The sequence below is a fragment of the Streptomyces spiroverticillatus genome (genome assembly GCA_014650415.1).
GTDB lineage: Bacteria > Actinomycetota > Actinomycetes > Streptomycetales > Streptomycetaceae > Streptomyces > Streptomyces spiroverticillatus.
On the sequence record BMUX01000023.1, the window covers coordinates 39,327 to 61,268 of the forward strand.

The window sequence follows — 21,942 nt, forward strand, 5'->3', positions numbered from 1 at the left end:
CGCATGCACGTCCCCTGCGCAATCTCTGCGACGTACGGGAGGACCCAGTGAGCGCAGCAGCCAGGAAGCCGAAGAAACGAGCACCACTGCCGGAGGGCAGAACGGGGTGGCGCAGGAGCGCCGTGGTCGCCGTTCCGGCGGTCCTCGCGGTCGGGGCGATGGCGGCGATGATGGGCCAGGGCGCACTGGCCGCGTCGTTCGCCGTCTCGGGCACAAGTTTTCAGGTCTCCTCGGGGAAGCTGACGAGCAGCGGCCTGTCGTCGTACGTCCAGACCGACAGGTCCGTGGACGGCAAGGGGCACCCGGTGGCCCTGCTGGGCATCGGGGACGCCAGGCTCTCCGACATCTGCCAGTCGGCGCGGGTCAAGACCCCGGTCGGCACGGTGGTGTTCAAGCTGACGGCGGGCGGCGATGCGGGCGAGGTGACCGCCAGCAACCTGATCATCGACGGCGAGGACCTGACCGGTGACGCCCGCTTCGGCACGGCGCAGATCGGCCGGGACGCCTCCACCCTGGACGCCGTGCAGGGCGTGAAGGGCGAGCCCGGCAAGTTCGGCCTCCAGGCGGGGAACATCGAGGTCGTCGGAGTGCGGTCGCACGCCTGGTCGGCGACGGGCGGCAACTTCCGGCTGAAGGGGCTCAAGCTGGATGTGAGCCTGGACGGCAAACAGTGCTTCTGAGCCGGTGGGGCGCAAGCACCGGGCCCGGCCGACGCGGCACTGGCCCCGGCACCGGCCGACGCAGCCCTGGCACCAGCGCCGGTGACAGCACAAGCGCCAACACCGGTGACAGCGCGAGCACCAGCACCGGTGACAGAAACGGACGCCCCTGGCGCGGATGGCTCGACTCCCGCCTCCCCTGGCCCGAGTCCCGGCACCGCTTCCGGGCCTGGCGGCGGCGCAGACCGTTCTGGGCGGGGCTGCTGCTGGTGCTCGCGGGCACCGAGCTGCTGCTGGTCCCCCTGTCACCACTGACGGTGCTGGTGAGCCTCGGGCTCGGCGGCATCGCCGCCATCGGCATCGGTCTCGCGCTGGTCGCCGCGGGCCTCTTCCTGTGGTTCCTGCCGCACACCCGCCACTACGTCAGCATCAACGCGCTGATCCTGTCGGTGCTGTCGTTCGCCGCCACCAACCTGGGCGGCTTCCTGGTGGGCACCCTCCTCGGCATCGCGGGCAGCGCCCTGGGCTTCGGCTGGTCGCCGGTCGTGGAGCCCGCGGACGACGACCGGGACGACCGTACGGAAAGCACGGAAAGCACGGAAGCGGTGGACGGCACCCGCACCCCTCCCCGGGTGCGCGACCACCGGGGCCCTCGCACCCTTGCGGTCGCCCTCCCCGTCGCCCTGCTGGCGTCCGTCGCGGCACCCGTACAACGGGCCCAGGCGGCCCCCGACGCCCTCGCGCCACGGGTGCCGCCCACCGTCACCACGACCCGTTTCGCACCCCAGGGCTTCCTGATCGCCGGGGTGACGGAGGTACGGACCGCCGACGGGCCGCTGAAGGTGATGGTGCTGCGGATGAAGGCGGCCTCCCTCACCGACTACCGGCTGAAGACCCGCGACGGCCGCGACGAACTCGCCCTGGGCGCCGACAGCCTGGACCTCAGCGGAAACGTCACGCTCTACCTGACGAAGTTCAGCGGCTGCCTCGAAGGGCTGCTGTGCCTGACCTTCACCCCGGACGGGCTGCCGGTGCCCCCGGTGGTCCCGCCGTTCGTCTACATGACGGACGTCAGCGCCGAACAGGCCATGGTCACCTCGGACCTGATCGTCACCGACGGGCTGACGCTCGGCGCCTCCTGAGCCGCCCGCGCCCGGCCCACCACTCCCGGAGGGTTCCGTGATCCAGCTTCAGGCCGCGCCCTTCTGGGCGTACGCGATCGGGGCGACCTTCGCGGTGTCCGCGGGCCGCCAGCTCCAGTGGTGGGAGCGCTCGGTGCGCGGCGAGGGCGTCCGCACCCGCAGCCGGGCCGCCGACCCGTACCTGGCGCTCACGGTGCTCTACGCGGCGGTGCTGCTGGTCCCGACGGGGCTGTTCCTGCTGTGGCAGAACCCGTCCTGGGCCACCATGCACGTCGTGGACGGGCACCAGGGCCTGTGGGCCGGGTTCGTGCTGTTCTACGCGGGCTCGCTCGTCGTCGGCGCCCTGCTGGGCTACCTGGCGGCCCGGCTGCTGGTCCTGGTGGGCGCGGGCTACTGGGCGTACCTCCAGAGCGTCGGCGGGTACTTCCTGCTCTTCGGGACGCTGGTCCACGGCTGGGACGGCGACGGCTACCGCCGCCTGCTGACGGCCAGCACACGCGCCTACCGCGACTGGCCGCGCGAGAGCGTGGTCAACAACGTGCTGGACTTCCTGACCTCCGGCACCTTCCTCGCCCTGCTGGTGCTCGGTGTCGCCGTCGTCGGCACCATGCTGGTCACCGAGATCGGCTGGCTGGCCGAGGGCTGGCGGCTGCCGGGCGCGGATGCGGACCGCAGGGTCGGCCGGTTCGTCGCCGTGCTGATCGCCGGGGCCGGCGTGTACGCCCTGCCGTTCTTCGGCGCGCTGGTGGCGAGCCTGCTGGTCCGGCTGCTGGGGTGGCCGCTGGGGCTCGCCCTGTTCGCCGTCGGGGCAGCTCTCGTGCTGCTGCCACGCCGCAGTCCGGTGCGTTTCCTGTACGGGCTGGTGGGCGTCCCGGACCAGCACTGGCGGGCGGGCGAGAACGTACCGCACGGGCCTCCGGCACCGGACTACGGCGTCACAGCAGACCCGCGCCCGTGACGAACATCGCCACGACGACGACCAGCGTCCAGCCGAGCACGTGCTCCAGGAGCTTGGGCCCGTCCTGGTCGTCGGGGCCGCCGGTACGGGTCTGGAGGCGGGAGAACAGGGCGGCGGAGGCGGCAGTCATCAGGAACTCGCAGTACGGGAGGCGGTGGAGGGTCGCGGGATGCCCGCGCCCGTCCACAGTGCCAGCGGGACCGGCCCCGGAACAGATGACATAGGTCACCGCCCCGGGGCCGGAATACCGTGTCAGCGCACGCCGATCGCCTCAAGTGCCCTGTGCTGGGCGGAGGTCGCCTCCAGCGGCCAGTACAGGTAGCAGACGCCCCCTGTGGCGGACGCCACCTTGCCGTCGGTGCCCCGGCGCTTGGTGCGCAGCCAGACGTTCTCGAACTCGCGCCTCTTGTAGACGCGGCGCACGGCGTCGTTGGTGGGGGCCGCCGGGTCGTGGACGATCACGTCACCGGTGCCGGTGAAACCGACGACGGTCATCAGGTGGCCGGAGGTGCCGTAGCCGGCGCCGGTGAGTTCCCCCTTGAGGAAGGACTGTGACGTCATGGCGGGGATGCCCGCCCGGATCAGGTTCTCCAGATCGTTCAACGATCCCAACCGGGTGATCACGGCGTTCATGTCCCGGTAGCCGGCGGCGTAGGCGGCGTTGAAGGGCCAGTTCCCGCAGCCGTCGTACTGGTGGTCGTAGGTGTACCGGGCCGCGTGGCACACCTGGGGGTCGGCGTACGCGGGGTTCACCCAGGCCAGGTCCGCGGCGCTCGGGCCGCGCCCCCAGTGCTCCAGGACCATCGTCGAGGAGGTGGGGCTGCACCAGGCCTCTCCCCCGTTGTCGTACTCCGGGTACTGGCCGAGGTGGATCTCCTGGGAGTGGCGCGGCACCTTCAGCTCGCCCGCGCGCCGGGGCGCCGACGCGGGGACGGTGAAGCGGTCCGGCACGGCGGAGGACATCGCCCCGACGCGCCACAGGATGGGGGCGGCACCGCTGCCCGGCAGCCGGTACAGGATCACCCGCAGCTGGTACCCGCTGAGGCGGTTCTTCGCGGAGGCCGGGTCGGTGGCCCCGACGGTGTCCGTCGAGACGCTGCTGCGTCCGTCGCCCTGGCCGTCCACGGAGGTGCGCCGGATCTCGCTCTCGCCCGACGCCCAGCGCCCCATGACGTACCAGGGCGTGCGGGAGCCGTCCTCGTACGCGCCGCACAGTTCGACGGCGAGCCAGGTGCCGGGCGGCGTCTCCGCGTTCCAGGAGGGGACGATCTCGGTGGCGGGGGTGCGGCTGCGGTGGAACGGCGAGGTCCACACGGCGTACTCGTAGGTGCCGGTGCGCCCGGTGTGCGGGTCGAGGTAGGTCGTCACACCGTCCGGTGTGCCGATCGTCAGCCCGGGGCGGCGGCCTTCCACGACGCGGGTGCCGGGGCCGGTGCCGGAACGCCAGTCGTCGCCGCTGGTCCAGAAGCGGTTGTCCACGGTGTTCATGGTGCCCGGGGGCGGGACGGCGGCTGCGGCCGGGAGCGCGGGGACGGCGGCGGTCGCGAGGACGGCGGCGAGCACGGCCCGGCGCGAGGCGCTGCCGGGGCCCGGCCGGGCGGAGGGCTCGGGGCGGGCGGCGGGTTCGGGGCGCGGTGGGGGTGTGGTCATGGGCGTAACCTCCCGGTCGGACGGACGGGTACGGGCGTGTGCACCGCTCCGGCGAGGGCTCCGGAACGTGGCTCCAGGCAGGGACGCGCACGGTCCGCACGGGACGACATGGCCGCCCCGCCAGACCCTGCTGCACCCGGGCCGCGCCCCATACTGCGACCGCCCACCCCCTGACCTGCGGCGGCGCGCGGAGCACGGCACTCGTAGGGTGGCCAGGGTGAACAGCATCGCCCCGCTCGCCGCCCGGCTGAGCGCCCTCCCCCCGTCCCTCGGCCCGGTCCGGCTGATCGCCGTCGACGGGCACGCGGGCTCCGGCAAGAGCACCTTCGCCGGACGTCTGGCCGACGCGCTCGGCGGTGCTCCCGTCCTGCATCTCGACGATCTGGCCAGCCACGACGCCCTGTTCGCCTGGACGGACCGGCTGCGCGCACAGGTCCTGGAGCCCCTCGCGCGGGGTGAGCGCGCGCGGTACGCGCCGTACGACTGGACGCACCGGCGCTTCGGACCCGAACGGTACGAGCTGCCGCCCGCGCCCGTCGTCGTCATGGAGGGCGTCGGCGCGGGGCGCAGGGAGCTCAGACCGCTGTTGGCGCACCTCCTCTGGATGGATCTGGACGCCGAGCGGTCCTGGGCGCGCGGTCGCGAACGGGACGGAACGGCGCAGTCCGCCTTCTGGGACGGCTGGACGCGGGCCGAGACGCGCCATTTCTCGGCGGACCCGTCCCGTCCGTTCGCCGACGCCCTGATACGTCAGGTGCGCGAGGGGTACGAGTGGCGTGAGGGGACCCCCGCGACCGCGTGAGCGAACCGATCCGTCACTCCCCGTGACCACCCGTCCGGGCCTTGCGGAACGGCCGGAAAACCGCCCCCGCGAGTGCCCCAACTCCGCTTGACCCGGGGGGCGTACAGGTCTTACGTTCTCAATGTGCGGCTTTCCGGAGTCGCCCGCAGACACGAAGCCCCCGGTTGTTCCCCCGTGATCGGGGGCTTCGTTCTGCCCTCACTCCCCCAACACGGGTGCCTTCGGAGCCACTTCGCTCACCCAGGGTCACCATCACCGCACCCCTCGCGCCACCCTTATTCAGGTGCCCCCTGCCCAGGTACGATGCCCTTCGGTGCGGTCAATTCCCGTCCGGGACACAGCGGTTCGGGCATATGCCAACGACAAAGGGTCACTGGCACAGGCCCGGCGCACATCACGGGGGGCACGGTCTGTGGGGGACGTGATGGACTTCGGCACGCAGGGCACGCACGCCCCGGCCGACCTCGCCTGGCTGCGCGGCGTGGACGCCTACACGATGGGGGCGTACCCGCAGGCGGAGGAGGAATTCCGGGCGGCGGTACGGCTCGATCCCGGCATGGCGGACGGCTGGCTCGGCCTGCACGCCCTGCGCATCGACACGACGACGGCGCTGTTACGGATGTACCGCCACCGGGAGCGGTTCGGCGAGCAGCGCGCCCGGCACCGGCGGACGCTCAACTCCTGGTACTGGCTGGGCTGGTGGGTGCAGCCGGTGCTGGAGAGCCCGCGCGACCTGCTCCTCGCGCACGCCTCGCACTGGCTGGACGGCCGCCATGTGCCGGAGCTGGACCGGGCGTTGGCGGGCCTGCCGCCCGTGGACACGGACAACCAGGTGCGGTTCCTGCACGCGTGCCGGGCGTATCTGGTCAAGGACTGGGAGCAGTTGGTCCGGCACACGGACTCGCTGGTGGACGATCCACTGCTTGGCATCGAGTCGGGGCTCTTCGGCGGGATGGCGCGCGTACGGCTGGAGATGTTCGGGCAGGCGGAGCCGCTGCTGTCCGCCTCGCTGATGCGCTGCCGCAGTGAGCAGCCGCAGCGCAAGGAGCTGCGGTACTGGCTGGCGCGGGCGCACGAGGGCACGGGGCGCTCGGCCGCCGCGCTCCCCCTGTACCGGGCGGTGCACCGGGTGGACCCGGCGTTCATGGACACGGCGGCACGGCTTGCGGCGATCTCCGAGGGCGACGGCCTCGACGGGTACGACGAGTCGGCGGCCGGTCTGGCGACGGTGTCGCTGGCCAGCCAGGACTCCGTGGAGTCGCAGGGCGAGCTGGACACCCTGGAGGGCGGCGGCGACCTGCGGCTGAGCGGCGACGGGAGCCTGCCGTTCGGCGGCGCGGCGCCGCCGGGTCCGCGCAGTGGCGTACGGGAGAAGGCCGGCCCGCCCCGGCCCACCGGGCTGCCGCCCTTCCCGGCCGGGCCCTCCGACCCGGCGCTCCTGGAGCAGGCGCTCGGGGAGCTGGACCGGATGGTGGGGATGGAGCCGGTCAAGCGGCAGGTGCGGGCGCTGTCGGCGCAGCTGAACATGGCGCGGCTGCGGGCCGGTCAGGGGCTGCCGGTGCAGCCGCCGAAACGTCACTTTGTCTTCTCGGGTCCTTCGGGGACGGGGAAGACGACGGTGGCGCGGATTCTGGGGCGGGTGTTCTACGCACTGGGGCTGCTGGGCGGGGACCATCTGGTCGAGGCCCAACGGGCGGATCTGGTCGGGGAGTTCCTCGGCCAGACGGCGGTGAAGGCGAATGAGCTGATCGACTCCGCGATGGGAGGCGTGCTCTTCGTGGACGAGGCGTACAGCCTCGCCAACTCCGGTTACAGCAAGGGCGATGCGTACGGGGACGAGGCGCTTCAGGTGCTGCTGAAGCGGGCGGAGGACAACCGGGACCACCTGGTGGTGATCCTGGCGGGCTATCCGGAGGGGATGGACCGGCTGCTGGCCGCCAACCCCGGGCTGTCGTCCCGCTTCACGACCCGGGTCGACTTCCCGAGCTACCGGCCGCTGGAGCTGACCAGCATCGGAGAGGTGCTGGCGGGGGACAACGGGGACGTGTGGGACGAGGAGGCGCTGGAGGAGCTGCGGAGCATTTCCGGGCATGTGGTCGATCAGGGGTGGATCGACGAGCTGGGGAACGGGCGGTTTCTGCGGACGCTGTACGAGAAGAGCTGTGCGTATCGGGACTTGCGTCTTTCGGGGTATGCGGCGACGCCGACGCGGGACGACTTGTCGACTCTGCGGCTGCCTGACCTGATGCAGGCGTACGGGGAGGTGCTCTCAGGGAGAGGGCCTCGCACGGCGGAGCCTCCCGGGGGCGGGTTGTAAGCCCCCCCCCCGGGGGGCGGGGCCTCGTGTGCCGTTGCCCGGCACCGGGGTGTTTTCGCCCCGGTCCCGCCCCTTCACCTAAAGCGCTCGGCCGCGCGGCTGGGTGGGGGGCTGGGGTTTTGCGCAGTTCCCCGCGCCCCTTTTAGGGGCGCGGGGAACTGCGCGAGCAACCACAACGCGCCCGCAGGGTTACGGGAAGGGGCGGGTAGGGGAGAAATCCGCCCCGGCACCGGGTGCCGACCCCCTACCCCGCCATCGCCTCCGGCAGGCGGACGCCCCGGCGCTCCGCCGGGCGCGGGACCTGCGGGGACACCGGGAGGTCCCGGTGGGCCGGGTCGCGGACCTCGCCCACCAGTTTCTCCAGGACGTCCTCCAGGGCCACCAGCCCCAGCACCTTCCCCGAAGCATCCGCCACCTGCGCCAGGTGCGTCGCTGCCCGGCGCATGACGGACAGGGCGTCGTCGAGGGGAAGTTCGGCCCGCAGCGTCGGCAGTGCACGCCACACCTGCTGCGGCACCGCCCGTTCCGCCTCCTCCAGGTCCAGGACGTCCTTCACGTGCACGTATCCCATGAAGGCACCGAGAGGCCCCGGCGCGCAGACCGGGAAGCGCGAGTAGCCCGTGCGGACCGTCAGCTCCTCGATCTCGCGCGGGGTGACGGACGGGTCGACCGTCACGAGTGACGGCCGGCGCAGCAGGACGTCCGTGATGGGGCGGCTGCCCAGCTCCAGCGCGTCCTCCAGGCGCTCCTGCGCGCCGGGGTCGAGCAGGCCCGCCTGGCCCGAGTCCTCCACCAGGCGGTTGAGCTGCTCGCTGGTGAAGACGGACTCGACCTCTTCCTTGGGTTCGACCCGGAAGAGCTTCAGGACCATGCGGGCGCACCAGCCCAGCGCCGCCGTGACCGGCCTGCACAGGCGGGCGAAGGCCACCAGGCCCGGGCTGAACCACAGCGCGGTCTTCTCCGGGGCCGTCATCGCCAGGTTCTTCGGCACCATCTCGCCGATGACGAGATGGAGGGCGACGACCACGGCCAGGGCGATCGCGTATCCCAGGGGGTGGACGAGAGCGTCCGGCACGTGGGCCGCGTGGAAGACCGGCTCCAGGAGGTGGGCGACCGTCGGCTCGGCCACCGCGCCCAGTGTCAACGAGCAGACGGTGATGCCGAATTGGGCCGCCGCCATCATCTGCGGCAGGTGCTCCAGGCCGTACATGACCTGCTTGGCGCGGGCCGAACCGCCCGCCGCGAGCGGTTCGATCTGGCTGCGGCGGACGGAGACGAGCGCGAATTCCGCACCGACGAAGAAGCCGTTGGCGAGGACCAGGAGGAGGGCGAAGAGGAGTTGCAGGGCGCTCATCGGGCCGCCTCCGTGAGCTGCTTCGCGGCGGACGTGCGCACCAGCCGCACCCGCTCCGCCCGGTAGCGGTCCACCTGGCGGACGGAGAGCTTCCAGCCGGGGAGTTCGGCCCGGTCGCCGGGGGCGGGGATGCGGCCGAGGAGGTCGGCGACGAGGCCGGCCACCGTTTCGTACGGGCCGTCGGGGACGTCGAGTCCTATCCGGCGCAGGGTCAGGACCCGGCAGCTGCCGTCGGCCTCCCAGGACGGGCTGCCGTCCTCGGCGGGGGCGACGGCGGCCAGTTCGGGCCGGTCCGCGCCCTCGGCGTCGTGCTCGTCGCGTACCTCGCCGACGAGTTCCTCGACGATGTCCTCCAGGGTGACCACCCCGGCCGTGCCGCCGTACTCGTCGACCACGACCGCTATCGGCTGTTCGCTGCGCAGCCGTTCCAGGAGCTGCTGTACGGGCAGGGTCTCGGGTACGAGGAGGGGCGCGACGGCGATCCGGCCGACCGGGACCCGGATGCGTTCGTGCACCGGGACCGCGAGCGCGTCCTTGAGGTGGACCATGCCGACGATCTCGTCGATGCGCTCCCGGTAGACGGGGAAGCGCGAAAGCCCGGTGGCCCGGGTGAGGTTGAGGACGTCGGCGGCGGTGGCGGTCGACTGGAGGGAGGCGACCTTCACGCGCGGCGTCATCACGTGCTGCGCGGTGAGGTGGCCGAGGGAGAGGGTGCGGACGAAGAGGTCCGCGGTGTCCTGCTCCAGGGTTCCGGCCTGCGCCGAGTGGCGGGCCAGGGAGACCAGTTCGCCGGGCGTGCGGGCGGAGGCCAGCTCGTCCGTCGGCTCGACGCCCAGCATCCGTACGAGACGGTTGGCGGTGGCGTTGAGCAGGGTGATCACCGGGCGGAAGAGGGTGGAGAAGCGGTGCTGGGGGCCTGCCACGAAGCGGGCGACCTGGAGCGGTTTGGACACCGCCCAGTTCTTCGGCACGAGTTCGCCGATCACCATCTGCACGGCGGACGCCAGCAGCATGCCGATGACGACGCTGACGCCGGAGACGGCACCCGCCGGGATGCCGACGGCGGTCAGCGGGCCGTCCAGGAGCTGGGCGAGGGCGGGCTCGGCGAGCATGCCCACGACGAGCGAGGTGAGGGTGATGCCGAGCTGGGTGCCGGAGAGCTGGAAGGACAGCTCACGCAGGGAGTTCACGACCGTGCGGGCACGTTTGTCGCCTTCGGCGGCGGCACGTTCGGCGTCGGGCCGCTCCACCGTGACGAGGCCGAACTCGGCCGCCACGAAGAAGCCGTTGGCGAGGATCAGGAGGAACGCTGCGGCGAGCAGCAGAAGCGGGATGGTCATGCCGCCGCCTCAGAAGAAGAGGGGGCGGCGCAGGTACTACCGGACGATCCGTCCATTGCTGGAAGGAGTCACTCCTCGGGTCGAAGGTGCGACCCCGCGGGCCCCGGAGGGCCGTCAGAGGCGGGGTGGCGCGCACTTGGCGCACCACCCCCCAGAGTAATCAACAAGGCACCCCGATGGGCAGGTGCACATCCCGTGTGTGCGGGGACGGTCAGCCCGCGTGCGTGCCCCGTGCCTCGACCAGGTCGCGCAGCGCGCGGGCGTCGCGGATGGCCTTCTCCTTGGCGACGCCCGGCTGGATGCCGAGCGCGGGCAGGCTGGTGCCGTCGCTGAGGTCGAGGAAGACCCAGGCGTCGCCGGGGCGCAGGTTGACCTTGAGGATCTCCGCCCAGGCGAGGCGACGCTTGGTGGTGAGGTTCACGACGGTGACGCCGTCCTCGTCGGCGACCACCTTGGGGCGGCTGAGCAGCAGCAGTACGCCGAAGAACAGCGCGCCGGTGAAGACGAAGGTGAGCCGCTCGCCGGGGCCGAGCCCCTCCAGCAGGAACCCGATCGCCGAGACGACCACGAACATCGCGGTGCCCACGGTCAGCAGCACCGCCCTGGTCCGGTTCGGCCGGAAGGTGACCGGGAGGGCGGGGAGCTGGGGCTGCGACACGGCGGGCGGCATCCTTCGTACGTACAAGAAAGAGGGTCGGTCAGAGACGGCAGGCGTGGATGGCCGTGGTGAGGATGGCGCGCGCGCCCAGCTCGTAGAGGTCGTCCATGATCCGCTGGGCCTCCTTGGCGGCGACCATGGAGCGGACCGCGACCCAGCCCTCGTGGTGGAGGGGGGAGACGGTCGGGGACTCCAGGCCGGGAGTGAGGGCCACGGCCTTCTCCAGGTGCTCGACCCGGCAGTCGTAGTCCATCATCACGTACGACCTGGCCACCAGGACGCCCTGGAGGCGGCGCAGGAACTGCTGGACCTTGGGGTCGTCGGTCTCGGCGCCGGTGCGGCGGATGACGACGGCCTCGGAGGTCATGATCGGCTCGCCGAAGACCTCCAGGCCCGCGTTGCGCAGCGAGGTGCCGGTCTCCACGACGTCCGCGATGACCTGGGCGACGCCCAGCTCGATGGCGGTCTCGACGGCGCCGTCCAGGTGGACGACGGACGCCTCGATGCCGCGCTCGGCGAGGAACTTGGCGACGATGCCCTCGTACGAGGTGGCGATCGTCTTGCCCGCCAGGTCCTCCAGGGAGGTGGCGGTGCCCGGCTTGGCGGCGAAGCGGAAGGTGGAGCGGGCGAAGCCGAGCGGGAGGATCGGCTCGGCGCCTGCGCCGGAGTCGATCAGGAGGTCCTCGCCGGTGATGCCGATGTCGAGGCGGCCGGCCGAGACGTAGATCGCGATGTCCTTGGGGCGGAGGTAGAAGAACTCCACCTCGTTGGCCGGGTCGACGAGGACGAGCTCTTTGGATTCCTTGCGCTGCTGGTAGCCGGCCTCATGGAGCATCGCCGACGCAGGTCCGGAGAGGGAGCCCTTGTTCGGGATGGCGATGCGCAGCATGAGGTCAGCTTCCTTTGATGCGAAGGGAAAAGCGGGTGGAGTGAGGGGCGTGCTCAGAGGTGGGCGTAGACGTCGTCGAGCGAGATCCCGCGCGCGACCATCATCACCTGGACGTGGTACAGCAGCTGCGAGATCTCCTCGGCGGCGGCTTCCTTGCCCTCGTACTCGGCGGCCATCCAGACTTCGGCGGCCTCCTCGACGACCTTCTTGCCGATGGCATGCACGCCCTTGTCCACCAGCTCGGCGGTGCGGGAGGTGGTGGGGTCGCCGTTGGCGGCCTTCTGCTGGAGCTCGGTGAAGAGCTCTTCGAAAGTCTTGTTGGCCATGATGGTCCTTAGAGTACGGGGTCCCCCTACGGCACTCAGCGCCAGGGGGCGGCCACTCAGCGCCAGGGTTCGGCGACCGTGCGCAGCGTGGTGGCGGTGGCGACGGCGGCGGTGACGGCCTCGTGGCCCTTGTCCTCGGTCGAGCCGAGGAGTCCGGCGCGGTCGAGGGCCTGCTCCTCGGTGTCGCAGGTCAGCACGCCGAAGCCGACGGGGACGCCGGTGTCGACGGAGACCTGGGTGAGGCCGTTGGTGACGCCCTGGCACACGTACTCGAAGTGGGGAGTGCCGCCGCGGATGACGACCCCGAGGGCCACGATCGCGTCGTAGCCGCGGCCCGCGAGGACCTTGGCGACGACGGGGAGCTCGAAGCTGCCGGGGACGCGCAGCAGGGTGGGCTCGTCGATGCCCAGCTCGTGCAGGGCGCGCAGGGCGCCGTCGACGAGGCCGTCCATGATCTTCTCGTGCCACTGGGCCGCGATGACTGCCACCCGCAGGTCGTTGCAGTTCTTGACGCTCAGTTCGGGTGCACCCTTGCCGCTCACGCTGTTCTCTCTTCCTCGATGTTTCGGGGGGGGGGTTACTGGTTGCCGCAGGTGGGGGCGGCTGCGCCGTCCAGCCAGGGCAGGTCGTGGCCCATGCGGTCCCGCTTGGTGCGCAGGTAGCGCAGGTTGTGCTCGCCGGCGGTGACGGGCATGGCCTCGCGCGCGGAGACGGTGAGTCCGTTTCGTACCAGCGCGGTGATCTTGTCCGGGTTGTTCGTCATCAAACGCAGGCTGCGGACGCCGAGGTCGGTGAGGATCTGGGCGCCGGCGGCGTAGTCGCGGGCGTCGGCGGGGAGGCCGAGTTCGAGGTTGGCGTCGAGGGTGTCGACGCCGCGCTCCTGGAGTTCGTACGCACGCAGCTTGGACAGGAGTCCGATGCCGCGGCCCTCGTGGCCGCGCAGGTAGACGACGACGCCCCGGCCCGCTTCGGTGACCTTGCGGAGCGAGGCGTCGAGCTGGGGGCCGCAGTCGCAGCGCAGGGAGTGGAAGATGTCGCCGGTCAGGCACTCGGAGTGCAGGCGGACCAGGACGTCCTCGCCGTCGCCGATGTCGCCGTGGACGAGGGCGACGTGCTCGACGCCGTCGGGGGCGCGGTAGCCGTAGGCGGTGAACTCGCCGAAGGAGGTGGGGAGGTGGACCGCCGCCTCGCGCAGGACGGCGGGGGGCTGCTTCACCACGGGGGCGGGCGTCTCGGTGGTACGGCGGTAGGCGATCAGGTCCTCGATGGAGATGATCGTCAGGCCGTGCTTGCGGGCGAAGGGGATGAGCTCCGGGAGGCGGAGCATGACGCCGTTCTCGTCGGCGATCTCCACGATGGCCCCGGCGGGGCGCAGTCCCGCGAGGCGGGCCAGGTCGACGGCGGCCTCGGTGTGGCCGTTGCGTACCAGGACTCCGCCGGCGCGGGCGCGCAGCGGGAAGATGTGGCCGGGCCGGACGAAGTCGCCCGCGTGGCTCTCGCCGGAGGCCAGCATCCGCAGGGTGGTGGCGCGGTCGGCGGCGGAGATGCCGGTGGTCACGCCGTGCTCGGCGGAGGCGTCGACGGAGACGGTGAAGGCGGTGCGCATGGACTCGGTGTTGTGCTCGACCATCTGCGGCAGCGCGAGGCGCTCCAGCTCCGGGCCCTCCATGGGGGCGCAGATCAGGCCGCGGCACTCGCTCATCATGAACGCGACGATCTCGGGCGTGATGAGTTCGGCGGCGACGATCAGGTCGCCCTCGTTCTCGCGGTCCTCGTCGTCGACGACCACGATCGGGCGGCCGTTCGCGATGTCGCGGATCGCCTGCTCGACGGGGTCGAGGGCGAAGTCTTCGTGGAGGTCCATGGGTGCCTCCCGGCTGTCGTACGGGGCGGGGGTCAGGGCGGTGGTCATGCCGTGGCTCCTTCCAGTGCGGGCGCGGCGGCGGCGCGGGAGCGCAGCCACCAGTCCCGCATCCCCCACAGGACGAGGGCGAGGTAGATGACGTAGACGAAACCGGAGAAGGCGAGGCCGCTGGAGAAGGCGAGCGGGACACCGACCAGGTCGACCAGCAGCCAGGCGAACCAGAACTCGACCAGACCGCGGGCCTGCGCCACCATCGCGGCGAGGGTGCCGACGAAGATGTACGCGTCCGCCCACGGGCTCCAGGACAGCGACGGGTAGAGGGTGAAGATCCCGCCGACGGCGAGGGTGCCGAGCGCCGCGCCGCCGAGCAGCATCCCGCGCTCGCGCCAGGTGGCGAAGCGGACGGCGATGGTGCCGTCCTGGGCCTGCTGCTTGCCGCGCTGCCACTGCCGCCAGCCCCACAGGGCGACGCCGATGACCAGCAGCTGCTTGCCGACACCGCCGCTGAGGTGCACGGAGGCGTACGCGGCGACCAGGATGACGCCGGAGAGGAACTGGGCGGGCCAGGTCCATATGGAGCGCCGCCAGCCGAGGGCCAGGGCGAGCAGGCCGATGCTGTTGCCGATCATGTCGGACCACAGGATGTGCTGGCCGAAGGCCGTGAAGGCTTCGGAGTTGAGCCAGGACAGGGCGCTCACTTCACGGTCTCCTTGGATGCGGAATCGGTACGACTGCCGAGCAGGCGCTCGACGTACTTGGCCAGGACGTCCACTTCGAGGTTGACCGGGTCCCCGGCCTGCTTGATGCCGAGCGTGGTCAGCGCGAGGGTGGTGGGGATGAGGCTGATGGTGAAGTAGTCGTCGCCCGCGTCGACCACGGTGAGGCTGACGCCGTCGACCGTGATGGAGCCCTTCTCGACGACGTACCGGGAGAGGCCGTCCGGGAGGGCGACCTTGACGAGCTCCCAGTGCTCGGAGGGCTTGCGGTCGACGATGGTGCCGGTGCCGTCGACGTGGCCCTGGACGAGGTGGCCGCCGAGGCGTCCGCCGAGCGCCATGGGGCGTTCCAGGTTGACCCGGGAGCCGACGGCGAGGGCGCCGAGGCTGGAGCGGTTCAGGGTCTCGGCCATGACGTCGGCGGTGAATTCGCCGTCGGCGGTGTCGACGACGGTGAGGCAGACGCCGTTGACGGCGATCGAGTCGCCGTGCTTGGCGTCCTCGGTGACGAGGGGTCCGCGCAGGCGGAAGCGGGAGGAGTCGCCGAGGTTCTCGACGGCGGTGACCTCACCCAGTTCTTCGACGATTCCGGTGAACACGCTCAGCGCTCCTTAGAGGCAGTGGGGACGGCGGTGATGCGGAGGTCGGGGCCGATGCGGACCGTCTCGGTCACATCGAGGCGCAACGCGTCCGCGATCGTGGTGATTCCTGCGTCGGCGAGGGCTGCGGGGCCCGCGCCGAGGAGTACGGGGGCGAGGTAGCCGACGACCTTGTCGACGGCCCCGGCGGCGACGAACGCGCCCGCGAGGGTGGGCCCGCCTTCGAGCAGCACGGACCGGACGCCCCGGTCGTACAACTCGCCGAGCAGGGCGTTCACGTCGAGTCCGGTGACCGCGCGGGGCAGCCTGAGTACGCCCGGAAGGTCGGTCTTGGCGTCCTCGGCGACCGCGATCAGGGTGGGCGCGGCGTCGTCCAGGACTCGGGCACCGGCTTCGATCGTGGCGTTGGTGTCGAGTACGACGCGCAGCGGCTGGACCGCGCCGACGATGCCGCGCACGGCCAGGTGCGGGTCGTCGGCGCGCAGGGTGCCGGAGCCGACCACGACCGCGTCGGCCTCGGCGCGCAGCCGGTGCACGTCGGCGCGGGAGTCGGCGGAGGAGATCCAGCGGCTGGTGCCGTCGGCGGCGGCGATACGCCCGTCGAGGGTGGCGGCGTACTTCAACAGGACGTACGGACGGTGCAGTCGTACGGAGGTGAGCCAGGCGGCGTTCCCGGCGGCGGCCTCGGCTTCGAGGAGCCCCTGGGTGACCTCGATCCCGGCGGCGCGCAGAGTGTCCGCTCCCCCGGTGGCCTGCGGGTTCGGGTCACCGACGGCGTAGTGGACGCGGGCGATTCCGGCGTCGATGAGGGCCTGTGCGCAGGGGCCGGTGCGGCCGGTGTGGTTGCAGGGCTCCAGGGTGACGTACGCGGTGCCGCCGCGGGCCTTGTCCCCGGCGTCGCGCAGGGCGTGGACCTCGGCGTGGGGGCCGCCGGCGCGCTGGTGGAAGCCCTCGCCGACGACGGTGCCCGAGGCGTCGGTGATGACACATCCGACGACCGGGTTGGGGCTGGTGGCGCCGAGCGCGCGGGCGGCGAGCGCGATCGCTCGGCGCATGGCGTTCTCGTCGGCCTGGTCGCTTCGACCGGGCTGCTCGGCTGCGGCGGTTGCCACCGGGTCCTCCTGCCTCTTCGGGCACGGACTCCGGGGCCTGTCGATGTCGACAGAGAAAACGGGTGCGTCACGGGGGTACGACAACGGCCACGCCGAGCCGGGAAAGAGAGCTGTGCCCGGGAAAATCCGGGTACGAGCCCGCCGACGGCGGCGTACCGAAAAAGCCTGTGACGGCCCGCCGCGCACTGCCTCCCATCCGGACTTTCACCGTCGGTCCAGGAATTACACCTGGTCAACCGGTCACTGGAGGTGACCGGGTCGCGGACTATAACCGCCGGTTCGGAATTACACCGACCCCGGAGTGCGCTGCTGCTGGTACAGGGCCAGTGTGCCACGACTGATCGGTGGCTATACCAGGGATTGCCTGTGGGCTGACTCACAGCCGTGTGGGCGGGGTCACATCCCGGTACCGGTGTGGGCCGGGTCACCTTTAACTGGTCCAGACCTATTGACGGCTTGGTCTAGTCCTTTTAACGTCTGCGTCACCTCCCAGGAGACAGCCCGCCGGTGTGCGCACACCCCGGGCACGCACCACGGACCATCCCCCGTACCGTCGCCGTGTGACGCTGAGCCTCCCCAGGAGGACCTGACGTGCTGTCCCCCACAAGACCCGCCGCTTCCCGAGGCCGGGCTTCCCTGCTCGCCGCCACAACCGCGGCCACCGCTCTCGCCGCGCTTCTCGTCGGCACCCTCTCCGCCACCGCCGCCCCGGCGGACCCTTCCCCCGCCGCCGTGGACAACGAGTCCTGTCGCCCCGACGGGCTCTACAAGACGCCGGGCGTGGACGTCCCGTACTGCTCGGTGTACGACACCGAGGGCCGCGAGAAGATGGGCGCCGACCACCAGCGCCGGATCATCGGCTACTTCACCGGCTGGCGCACCGGCAAGGACGGTCTGCCCTCCTACCTGGCGTCCGACATCCCCTGGGACAAGGTCACCCACCTCAACTACGCCTTCGCGCACATCGGCGGCGACAACAAGATCTCGGTCGGCGCGGACGGCGAGAAGAACGCCGCCACCGGCATGACCTGGCCGGGCGTGGCGGGCGCGGAGATGGACCCGGCGCTCCCCTACAAGGGCCACTTCAACCTGCTGAACAAGTTCAAGAAGCAGCACCCGAACGTCAAGACGCTCGTCTCCGTGGGCGGTTGGGCCGAGACCGGCGGCTACTTCGGCGACGACGGCAAGCGCGTCAACTCCGGCGGCTTCTACTCCATGGCCACCAACGCCGACGGCTCGGTCAACCAGGCGGGCATCGATACCTTCGCCGCCTCGACGGTCGACTTCATCAAGAAGTACGGCTTCAACGGCGTCGACATCGACTACGAGTACCCGACCACCATGAAGGACGCGGGCAACCCGCTCGACTGGTCCCTCTCCAACGCCCGCCGCGCCGGACTGGTCAAGGGCTACGCCGCCTTGATGAAGTCCCTGCGCGAGAAGCTGGACCGGGCCGGCGCCGCCGACGGCAAGCACTACCTGCTCACCGTCGCCGCCCCCTCCTCCGGCTATCTGCTGCGCGGCATGGAGACCTTCCAGGTCCAGAAGTACCTGGACTACGTCAACATCATGTCGTACGACCTGCACGGCGCCTGGAACGAGCACGTCGGCCCGAACGCCGCGCTCTTCGACAACGGCAAGGACGGCGAGCTGGCCGCCGCCAACGTCTACGGCAGCGCGCAGTACGGCGGCATCGGCTACCTGAACACGGACTGGGCGTACCACTACTTCCGCGGCTCGATGCCGTCGGGGCGCATCAACGTGGGCCTGCCGTACTACACACGCGGCCACAAGAACGTGCAGGGCGGCACCGACGGCCTGTGGGGCAAGGCGTCCGCGACCACCTGCCCGGCCGGTTCCGGTCTGACCAAGTGCGGTGACGGCGCGGTCGGCATCGACAACCTGTGGCACGACAAGGACGACAACGGCAAGGAGTCCCCGGCGGGCTCCAACCCGATGTGGCACGCGAAGAACCTGGAGAAGGGGATCGTCGGCGACTACGTGGGCAAGTATGGCTTCCCGGCCGGTACCAAGCTGACCGGCACCTACGTCCGCAAGTACGACTCCTCGCTGGTCGCGCCGTGGCTGTGGAACGCCGAGAAGAAGGTCTTCCTGTCGACCGAGGACGACCAGTCCATCGGCGCCAAGGCCGACTACGTGGTCGACCGGGGCATCGGCGGCACGATGATCTGGGAGCTGGCGGGCGACTACGGCTGGAACGCGGCCAAGGGCCAGTACGAGACCGGGTCCACGCTGACCTCGCTGATGTACGACAAGTTCAAGGCGGCCAAGCCCTACGGCGCGGCGGTCTCGAACAAGGCGCTGCCGAAGAAGGCCGTGAACATCGGCGTGGAGTTCGGCGACTTCAAGCTGGGCGACTCCAACTACCCGATCACCCCGAAGCTGAAGATCACCAACAACACGAAGACGGCGCTGCCGGGCGGCACGGAGTTCCAGTTCGACTACTCGACGGCGGCTCCCAACAACGCGTCCGACCAGTCGGGCTTCGGTACGAAGGTGATCAGCAGCGACCACACCGGCAGCAACGTCGGCGGTCTGAAGGGCGACTTCCACCGGGCCTCGCTGAAGCTCCCGGCCTGGCAGTCGCTGGCCCCCGGCGCGTCGGTGGACCTGTCCTTCAACTACTACCTGCCGGTCTCCACGCCGTGGAACTGGACGGTGAACATCGGCGGTACGTCCTACGCGCTCGCCGGTGACCTGGCGCGCGGCACGGAGACGGTCGAGCCCGGCACGGGCCCCGGCCCGGACCCGACGCCGACCCCCACGCCGACCCCGGGTGCGTGCACGGCTCCGGCCTACGCGGCGGCCACCGCCTACAGCGGCGGGGCGACCGTCTCGCACAAGGGGCACCAGTGGAAGGCCAAGTGGTGGACGCAGGGCGCCGAGCCCGGCACCACCGGCGAATGGGGCGTGTGGCAGGACCTGGGCGCCTGCTGAGGCCCTGAGGTCCTGCGCACCGGACCGCGCCCCCACCCTTCGCCCCGGCTTCCTCCCCTCCTGGGGAGCCGGGGCGAAGTGCTGCCTAGCGGGGTGCGAACAGGTCGTCCTGCGCGGCCTCGCGGGCGATGAGCAGGGCGCCGCTGAGGACCGCCCCGCCGCCGAGTTCCCCGGCCCGTACCTCCGTGTGCAGCGGGGACAGTTCCGCGAGCCGGGCCTCGACGCGGGCGGCGAGGGCCTTGCCGCCCGCGAGGCCCATGTCGCCGCCGAGGACGACGCAGCCGGGGTCGATGACGGCCACCACGGCCGCGGCCCCGAGGGCGAGGCGTTCGGCGAGGGCGTCCAGGAAGGGCTCGGCCCGCTCGCCCGCCTCCAGGGCGGCGGCGATGACCGCGGGCCCGTCGGGGCCGCCCGGCAGGCCGTGCTCCGCCGCGAGCCGGCAGACCGCGCCGCCGCCCACCAGCGAGTGGAAGCCGCCGTCGCAGCCGGTGGCGGAGGGCAGTCCGGCCGTACCGGGGACGGGCAGGAAGCCGACCTCGCCCGCGCCGCCCGAGGCCCCCCGCCGCACCTTGCCGTCGAGCACGACGGCGGCGCCGACGCCCTCGCCCAGCCACAGGAAGACAAAGGTGTCGTGGGAGCGGGCCGCGCCGAGGCGCTGTTCGGCGACGGCGGCGAGGTTGGTCTCGTTCTCGACGAGGACGGTGGCCGGCAGGCGTTCCTGGAGGACGGCGACCAGTCTTCGGTGCCAGAGCGGCAGCTTGGCCGAATCCCGCAGGTCGCCGGAGGCGGGGTCGATGAGGCCGGGCGCGCCGATGACGACCGTGTGCAGCGGCGCGGTGCCCGCCTCGCGCGCGGTGCGCTCCAGCAGGGCGACGGCCGCCTCGACCGCGCGGTCGGTGGGCAGGTCCTCGGCGACCGCGAGGGTCTTCTCGGCGAGGGGGTTGCCGAGGAGGTCGGCGACGCCCACGCCGACGCTGTCGGTACGGACGTCCAGTGCGGCCAGATGGGCACGGTCGGCGACGATCCCGTACACCCGGGCGTTGGGCCCGCGCCGCTCGGCGCCGCTCTCGCCGACGACGGCGATCAGGCCCGCGCCCTGGAGCCGCTCGACGAGGTCGGCGACGGAGGGCCTGGACAGCCCGGTGAGCGACTTCAGCTGCCCCGCCGTGAGCGGTCCCTCCTCCTGGAGCAGGTGGAGGGCGCGCCGGTCGTTGATGGCGCGGGCGGTGCTCGGTGAGGCGGGCATGTGCCAGATCCTTTCAGATCGCGGACTGCTTTCCGCACTATTTATCAGGCAGGCTTCCTGATAGTTTACGGCGCGATACGGAGACGAAGGCTGCCCGGGGGCGAAGGGGAATCATGGAATTCGGTACGGAACGGGTGAAGCGGGCGAGGTACGCCATCGCGGCCGTCTTCTGTGTGCACGGGGCGGTGACCGGCAGCTTCGCGACCCGCATCCCGTGGATCCAGGACCACGCCTCGATCAGCGCGGGCCAGCTCGGTCTGGCGCTGGCCTTCCCGGCGCTCGGCGCCGCGGTGGCCATGCCGGTGTCGGGGGCGATCACGCACCGGTTCGGGGCGCGCAACGCGCTGCGCGGGCTGCTCGCGCTGTGGACGCTGGTCCTGATCCTGCCCTCCCTCGCGCCCAACATCTGGACGCTGTGCGCGGCGCTGTTCGTGTACGGGGCGACGGCCGGGATGTCGGACGTGGCGATGAACGCGCTGGGTGTGGAGGTGGAGAACCGGCTCGGGAAGTCGATCATGTCGGGGCTGCACGGCATGTGGAGCCTGGGCGCGCTGATCGGCTCGGCGGGCGGCACGCTCGCCGCGCACCTGGGCAGTGACGCCCGGCTGCACCACCTGCTGGCCGCGCTGGTCCTCACAGCACTGGGCCTGGCCGCCTGCCAGGGCGTACTGGACCTGCGCAGCGCTCCCGACGCGGAGGCGCCGGCGCACTTCACGCTGCCGCCGAAGTCGGCGCTGATCATCGGCGCAGTGGGCTTCTGCGCGGTGTTCGCGGAGGGCGCGAGCCTGGACTGGTCGGCGGTCTACCTGCGGGACGTGCTCTCGACGGACCCCGGCATCGCGGCCGCCTCCACGACGGCCTTCGCGCTGACGATGGCGATCGCACGGATCGCGGGCGACAAGGTGGTGGACCGGTTCGGTCCGGTGCCGACGGTACGGGTCGGCGGTGTGGCGGCGACGGTCGGCGGGCTGCTGGTGGTCTTCGCCCCCAACGTCCCGCTCGCGCTGGCCGGGTTCGCGCTGATCGGGCTCGGGGTGGCGGTCGTGGTGCCGCTGGCGTTCGCGGCGGCGGGTCGCAGTGGGCCGAACCCCAGTCAGGCGATCGCGGGCGTCGCGACGATCACGTACACCTCGGGACTGATCGCCCCCTCGGCAATCGGCGCGGTCGCGGACGCGACGTCGCTGGTGGTGTCGTTCGGGCTGGTCACGGTGCTGGCGTTCGGCCTGGTGGTCGGGGCACAGGTGCTGCGCGGGGCGGGCCGGGAGGCGGCGACGCTGGAGCCGGCCGGGAAGTGAGCGCTCCTTTTCAGCCATAGCATTTGGTCCGGCTCGATCGATCTCGACCGAGCCGGA

20 protein-coding genes and 1 riboswitch are annotated in these 21,942 nt (G+C 71.7%); of the genes, 7 read left to right on the plus strand and 13 right to left on the minus strand.

Annotation, left to right across the window (positions count from 1 at the left end; all coding sequences use genetic code 11):
- Positions 1-158: 158 nt before the first annotated feature.
- Genes IE269_RS37635 through IE269_RS37645 form a run of 3 tightly spaced genes read left to right on the plus strand, consistent with a single transcriptional unit; the run spans position 159 to position 2,759 of the window.
- Positions 159-680 carry a DUF6230 family protein gene (locus IE269_RS37635; protein ID WP_229898559.1) on the plus strand — a complete coding sequence of 174 codons (522 nt, stop codon included), beginning with the start codon at positions 159-161 and terminating at the stop codon, positions 678-680.
- Entirely contained in the window at positions 671-1,801 is a 1,131-nt protein-coding gene (locus tag IE269_RS37640) for a DUF6114 domain-containing protein (RefSeq protein WP_229898549.1), read from the plus strand. The genes IE269_RS37635 and IE269_RS37640 overlap by 10 nt, the downstream gene beginning before the upstream one ends.
- Before the next feature lie 37 nt (positions 1,802-1,838).
- Positions 1,839-2,759, plus strand: a complete 921-nt coding sequence (locus tag IE269_RS37645; RefSeq protein ID WP_189827821.1) for a hypothetical protein — start codon at positions 1,839-1,841, stop codon at positions 2,757-2,759.
- Here IE269_RS37645 and IE269_RS37650 read toward each other — a convergent pair.
- On the minus strand, positions 2,737-2,889 hold the full coding sequence (locus IE269_RS37650; protein ID WP_189827822.1) for an SCO1431 family membrane protein: 153 nt from the start codon (positions 2,887-2,889) through the stop codon (positions 2,737-2,739). The two genes, IE269_RS37645 and IE269_RS37650, sit on opposite strands and share 23 nt — an antisense overlap.
- Positions 2,890-3,011: 122 nt before the next feature.
- Complete coding sequence (locus IE269_RS37655) at positions 3,012-4,409, minus strand: peptidase C39 family protein (protein WP_189827823.1); 1,398 nt, start codon at positions 4,407-4,409, stop codon at positions 3,012-3,014.
- Between the two features lie 217 nt (positions 4,410-4,626).
- On the opposite strand from IE269_RS37655, the gene IE269_RS37660 reads away from it, so the two are divergent.
- Positions 4,627-5,211 carry a uridine kinase family protein gene (locus IE269_RS37660; RefSeq protein ID WP_189827824.1) on the plus strand — a complete coding sequence of 195 codons (585 nt, stop codon included), beginning with the start codon at positions 4,627-4,629 and terminating at the stop codon, positions 5,209-5,211.
- A gap of 424 nt (positions 5,212-5,635) precedes the next feature.
- Positions 5,636-7,528 carry an AAA family ATPase gene (locus IE269_RS37665; protein ID WP_189827825.1) on the plus strand — a complete coding sequence of 631 codons (1,893 nt, stop codon included), beginning with the start codon at positions 5,636-5,638 and terminating at the stop codon, positions 7,526-7,528.
- 244 nt (positions 7,529-7,772) lie between these two features.
- Here the strand turns inward: IE269_RS37665 and IE269_RS37670 are convergent, their stop codons facing one another.
- From IE269_RS37670 to ribD, 10 genes are all read right to left on the minus strand, one after another.
- Positions 7,773-8,882, minus strand: coding sequence for a hemolysin family protein (locus IE269_RS37670; RefSeq protein ID WP_189827826.1), 1,110 nt, complete (start codon positions 8,880-8,882; stop codon positions 7,773-7,775).
- Positions 8,879-10,222: a hemolysin family protein gene (locus tag IE269_RS37675; protein ID WP_189827827.1), complete on the minus strand. Its 1,344-nt coding sequence runs from the start codon at positions 10,220-10,222 to the stop codon at positions 8,879-8,881. Before IE269_RS37675 ends, IE269_RS37670 begins: the two co-directional genes overlap by 4 nt.
- Before the next feature lie 211 nt (positions 10,223-10,433).
- A complete protein-coding gene (locus IE269_RS37680; protein WP_189827828.1) occupies positions 10,434-10,892 on the minus strand; it encodes a PH domain-containing protein in 459 nt (152 codons plus the stop codon).
- Positions 10,893-10,920: 28 nt separating this feature from the next.
- The gene (gene hisG / locus IE269_RS37685) at positions 10,921-11,769 is read right to left on the minus strand and encodes an ATP phosphoribosyltransferase (RefSeq protein WP_189827829.1); all 849 of its coding nucleotides are present in this window, start codon (positions 11,767-11,769) and stop codon (positions 10,921-10,923) included.
- 53 nt (positions 11,770-11,822) lie between these two features.
- A complete protein-coding gene (locus IE269_RS37690) occupies positions 11,823-12,095 on the minus strand; it encodes a phosphoribosyl-ATP diphosphatase (protein ID WP_189827830.1) in 273 nt (90 codons plus the stop codon).
- Positions 12,096-12,151: 56 nt separating this feature from the next.
- Positions 12,152-12,637, minus strand: coding sequence for a 6,7-dimethyl-8-ribityllumazine synthase (gene ribH / locus IE269_RS37695; RefSeq protein WP_189827831.1), 486 nt, complete (start codon positions 12,635-12,637; stop codon positions 12,152-12,154).
- Positions 12,638-12,672: 35 nt separating this feature from the next.
- Positions 12,673-14,007 carry a bifunctional 3,4-dihydroxy-2-butanone-4-phosphate synthase/GTP cyclohydrolase II gene (locus IE269_RS37700; RefSeq protein ID WP_189827832.1) on the minus strand — a complete coding sequence of 445 codons (1,335 nt, stop codon included), beginning with the start codon at positions 14,005-14,007 and terminating at the stop codon, positions 12,673-12,675.
- Positions 14,004-14,657, minus strand: a complete 654-nt coding sequence (locus tag IE269_RS37705) for a nicotinamide mononucleotide transporter family protein (RefSeq protein WP_189827833.1) — start codon at positions 14,655-14,657, stop codon at positions 14,004-14,006. The genes IE269_RS37700 and IE269_RS37705 overlap by 4 nt, the downstream gene beginning before the upstream one ends.
- Positions 14,654-15,274, minus strand: a complete 621-nt coding sequence (locus IE269_RS37710; RefSeq protein ID WP_189827834.1) for a riboflavin synthase — start codon at positions 15,272-15,274, stop codon at positions 14,654-14,656. Before IE269_RS37710 ends, IE269_RS37705 begins: the two co-directional genes overlap by 4 nt.
- 2 nt (positions 15,275-15,276) lie before the next feature.
- Positions 15,277-16,386: a bifunctional diaminohydroxyphosphoribosylaminopyrimidine deaminase/5-amino-6-(5-phosphoribosylamino)uracil reductase RibD gene (gene ribD, locus IE269_RS37715; RefSeq protein ID WP_268253652.1), complete on the minus strand. Its 1,110-nt coding sequence runs from the start codon at positions 16,384-16,386 to the stop codon at positions 15,277-15,279.
- Between the two features lie 178 nt (positions 16,387-16,564).
- Positions 16,565-16,695, minus strand: a riboswitch (FMN riboswitch).
- 282 nt (positions 16,696-16,977) lie between these two features.
- On the opposite strand from ribD, the gene IE269_RS37720 reads away from it, so the two are divergent.
- On the plus strand, positions 16,978-19,344 hold the full coding sequence (locus tag IE269_RS37720; protein ID WP_189827835.1) for a chitinase C-terminal domain-containing protein: 2,367 nt from the start codon (positions 16,978-16,980) through the stop codon (positions 19,342-19,344).
- Between the two features lie 85 nt (positions 19,345-19,429).
- Here the strand turns inward: IE269_RS37720 and IE269_RS37725 are convergent, their stop codons facing one another.
- Positions 19,430-20,590: an ROK family transcriptional regulator gene (locus IE269_RS37725; RefSeq protein ID WP_189827836.1), complete on the minus strand. Its 1,161-nt coding sequence runs from the start codon at positions 20,588-20,590 to the stop codon at positions 19,430-19,432.
- Between the two features lie 113 nt (positions 20,591-20,703).
- Between IE269_RS37725 and IE269_RS37730 the strand changes: the two genes are divergently transcribed.
- Positions 20,704-21,885 carry an MFS transporter gene (locus IE269_RS37730; protein ID WP_189827837.1) on the plus strand — a complete coding sequence of 394 codons (1,182 nt, stop codon included), beginning with the start codon at positions 20,704-20,706 and terminating at the stop codon, positions 21,883-21,885.
- The last annotated feature ends 57 nt before the right edge of the window (positions 21,886-21,942 follow it).

Excerpts from the sequence above, each read along its gene's own strand:
- IE269_RS37635 (WP_229898559.1), top strand. The coding sequence starts at position 159 with ATGGCGGCGATGATGGGCCAGGGCGCACTGGCCGCGTCGTTCGCCGTC.
- IE269_RS37650 (WP_189827822.1), bottom strand. The coding sequence starts at position 2,889 with ATGACTGCCGCCTCCGCCGCCCTGTTCTCCCGCCTCCAGACCCGTACC.
- IE269_RS37655 (WP_189827823.1), bottom strand. The coding sequence starts at position 4,409 with ATGACCACACCCCCACCGCGCCCCGAACCCGCCGCCCGCCCCGAGCCC.
- IE269_RS37665 (WP_189827825.1), top strand. The coding sequence starts at position 5,636 with ATGGACTTCGGCACGCAGGGCACGCACGCCCCGGCCGACCTCGCCTGG.
- IE269_RS37670 (WP_189827826.1), bottom strand. The coding sequence starts at position 8,882 with ATGAGCGCCCTGCAACTCCTCTTCGCCCTCCTCCTGGTCCTCGCCAAC.
- IE269_RS37675 (WP_189827827.1), bottom strand. The coding sequence starts at position 10,222 with ATGACCATCCCGCTTCTGCTGCTCGCCGCAGCGTTCCTCCTGATCCTC.
- IE269_RS37680 (WP_189827828.1), bottom strand. The coding sequence starts at position 10,892 with ATGCCGCCCGCCGTGTCGCAGCCCCAGCTCCCCGCCCTCCCGGTCACC.
- hisG (WP_189827829.1), bottom strand. The coding sequence starts at position 11,769 with ATGCTGCGCATCGCCATCCCGAACAAGGGCTCCCTCTCCGGACCTGCG.
- IE269_RS37690 (WP_189827830.1), bottom strand. The coding sequence starts at position 12,095 with ATGGCCAACAAGACTTTCGAAGAGCTCTTCACCGAGCTCCAGCAGAAG.
- IE269_RS37700 (WP_189827832.1), bottom strand. The coding sequence starts at position 14,007 with ATGACCACCGCCCTGACCCCCGCCCCGTACGACAGCCGGGAGGCACCC.
- IE269_RS37725 (WP_189827836.1), bottom strand. The coding sequence starts at position 20,590 with ATGCCCGCCTCACCGAGCACCGCCCGCGCCATCAACGACCGGCGCGCC.
- IE269_RS37730 (WP_189827837.1), top strand. The coding sequence starts at position 20,704 with ATGGAATTCGGTACGGAACGGGTGAAGCGGGCGAGGTACGCCATCGCG.